This window comes from Trichococcus sp. (assembly GCF_049589555.1).
Taxonomy (GTDB): Bacteria; Bacillota; Bacilli; order Lactobacillales; family Aerococcaceae; genus Trichococcus.
In genome coordinates, this window is sequence record NZ_JBAWAZ010000197.1 from 1 (window position 1) to 2,365 (window position 2,365).

The following is a 2,365-nucleotide window of genomic DNA, read 5'->3' on the forward strand; positions in this document are numbered from 1 at the left end:
GGCCATCGCCGTCACTTTCTCCGGTGAAGCCAGCGAGATGCTATGGGAAAACGAAAATCTCCATTATGTGATCCCGGAAGAGGGCTCCAATCTGTGGTTCGACAACATCGTCATCCCGAAGACCGCCAAAAATATCGAAGGCGCCTATGCCTTTATCAATTTCATGCTGGAACCAGAAAATGCGGCAATCAATGCGGAATACGTCGGCTACGCCACACCGAACAAAACCGCCATCGAGCTGATGGATCCTGAAATCACCAGTGACGAACAATTTTACCCTTCCGATGAAATCATGGACAAACTCGAAGTCTACGAAAACCTGGGAGCCAAAACACTGGGGACGTATAATGACCTGTTCCTGGAAATTAAAATGTATCGGAAATAATGATAAATCTGCCAAAAGCGACTGAAAAGTCGCTTTTTTTGTTGGAAAAGAATGTTGACTTCATCTTAAGGTTAAGATCTAAAATGAGTAGTGTGGAATCAGTTTTGAGTTCAGTAATGCAAGGCGATCAATCATCTGAAAATGATAGGGAGACAGGAGACTAAAAAATGCTCATACAAGTTCGTGATAATACGCATACGGTGATATTTCTGTTAAATGACAGCAAGGCTGCAGGATCGCTCTATAATCAGCTACCCTTGGAAATAAGTGTAGAGAATTATGGGAACAACGAAAAAATATTTTATCCGCCAACAAAACTGAATACCAGTAACACTCCAAGTGCAGAAGGTCCTGCTGGCACACTTGCATATTTCGAACCATGGGGAAATGTCGTCATGTATTATGGCAGCTTTGGACGTTATCGGGGGTTGTATGATTTGGGGATAGCTATTTCAGGGGGAGAACATATCAAAGAATTGACAGGGGAAATATCTGTTACCAAGGTTTCTGATTGAAATCAGTTGGATTGTATTGGTTTGGCAGCCGCACTCACAATATACTCAAAAAGTCTGTCGAAGAAATTCTGCTTCACAATCCGCGCAAGGTTGTGCTATCATTAAAATAAGATTAAAAGGAAAGAAGGTAATCTCTTGACTAAATTCATCAGTACGGAAAAAGCGCCTGCAGCGATCGGTCCTTATTCGCAAGGAACAAGAAAGAACGGCTTCATCTTTTCATCCGGACAATTACCGATCGATATGGAAACGAAAGAGCTTGTGACTGACCCTGCAGCAGCGACAACAGCCAGCCTGAACAATGTTTTGACGATCGTCAAAGCAGGCGGCGGATCGTTGGAATCGATCGTGAAAGTCAACGTGTTCGTGAAGGACATCAACGATTTTGACGCCATCAACGGCGCATACACTGCATTCTTCGGCGAACATAAACCAGCCCGTTCATTGGTGCAGGTTGCCGCTTTACCGAAAGATGCCGTCATCGAAATCGAAGCTATCGCAGGAAAAGACTAAAACTAATATAGAAGAACGGCTGTCTCCAAGTGAGACAGCCGTTCTTCTTTTATTTGATAGGACTGTGTTCTGGATGTCCGATTCTTCCGCGTTTTTAGACATTCTTAGCATTGATGTGGATGCCGCACGATGAATCTCAGGTCAATCAATTAGGAGAGACACGCCCATCATTCGAATGGATTTGCTTTGACCGGTGGCTGGTCATCCACCCATTCAGGCTTGGCTTCCAGCTGCTGCCCGAAGATCATCATTTTCAGGCGTACGCCTTCACGGGTGGCTGCGAGGCCGCCCAAGCCGGTTTCGCGCAACGAGGCGGGAAGGTTTTTTCCGACTTTGCGCATCGCTTCGATCACATCGTCGGCAGGGATTTTGTTTGTCAGCCCGGCCAAGGCCATATCGGCGCTGATCAAGGCGTTGACCGCACCGATCGCATTGCGCTTGACGCAGGGAATCTCGACAAGCCCGGCAACCGGATCGCAGACGAGGCCGAGCAGGTTGCTGATGGCCATCGCCATCGCTTCCGATGCTTGCTCAGGCGTGCCCCCCGCGATTTCGACGGCCGCGGCGGCTGCCATCCCGGATGCGCTCCCGACTTCGGCCTGGCATCCTCCGGCAGCGCCGGCGATCATGGCATTGTTTGCGATCACCATGCCGAACCCGCTGGCGCAGAACAGCATTTGGACCATCTGTTCTTCCGTGAGATCCAATTTGTCCTTGATCGCGAACATCACACCCGGCAAAGTCCCTGATGAGCCTGCAGTCGGTGTGGCGCAGATGATGCCCAACGAAGCGTTGACCTCGTTCGTGGCGATGGCGCTCTCCACTGCGATCAGCAGGTCGTCGCCTGAAAGGGTATTGCCGCGTTGGCGGTAGTTCCGCAGTTTCACGGCTTCGCCGCCTGTCAAACCAGTGGGGGAAAATACGCCATCGCCAGCTAAGCCTTTTTCGACTG

Annotated in this window: 4 protein-coding genes; 3 read left to right on the top strand and 1 reads right to left on the bottom strand. The window is 49.3% G+C overall.

The features are described from left to right. From WBV27_RS07590 to WBV27_RS07600, 3 genes are all read left to right on the top strand, one after another. On the top strand, window positions 1-385 hold a 385-nt coding region (locus WBV27_RS07590), incomplete at its 5' end, for an ABC transporter substrate-binding protein (protein ID WP_424200854.1). A gap of 167 nt (window positions 386-552) precedes the next feature. Next, window positions 553-900: a cyclophilin-like fold protein gene (locus WBV27_RS07595; protein ID WP_424200856.1), complete on the top strand. Its 348-nt coding sequence runs from the start codon at window positions 553-555 to the stop codon at window positions 898-900. A gap of 135 nt (window positions 901-1,035) precedes the next feature. Next, the gene (locus WBV27_RS07600) at window positions 1,036-1,413 is read left to right on the top strand and encodes a Rid family detoxifying hydrolase (protein ID WP_119093404.1); all 378 of its coding nucleotides are present in this window, start codon (window positions 1,036-1,038) and stop codon (window positions 1,411-1,413) included. Between the two features lie 167 nt (window positions 1,414-1,580). Here the strand turns inward: WBV27_RS07600 and sdaAA are convergent. Continuing rightward, the coding region (gene sdaAA / locus WBV27_RS07605) for an L-serine ammonia-lyase, iron-sulfur-dependent, subunit alpha (protein ID WP_424200858.1) at window positions 1,581-2,365 on the bottom strand (785 nt) is incomplete at its 5' end.

Bases quoted from the DNA above. Each gene is read 5' to 3' on its own strand.
- WBV27_RS07595 (WP_424200856.1), top strand. From the start codon at position 553: ATGCTCATACAAGTTCGTGATAATACGCATACGGTGATATTTCTGTTA.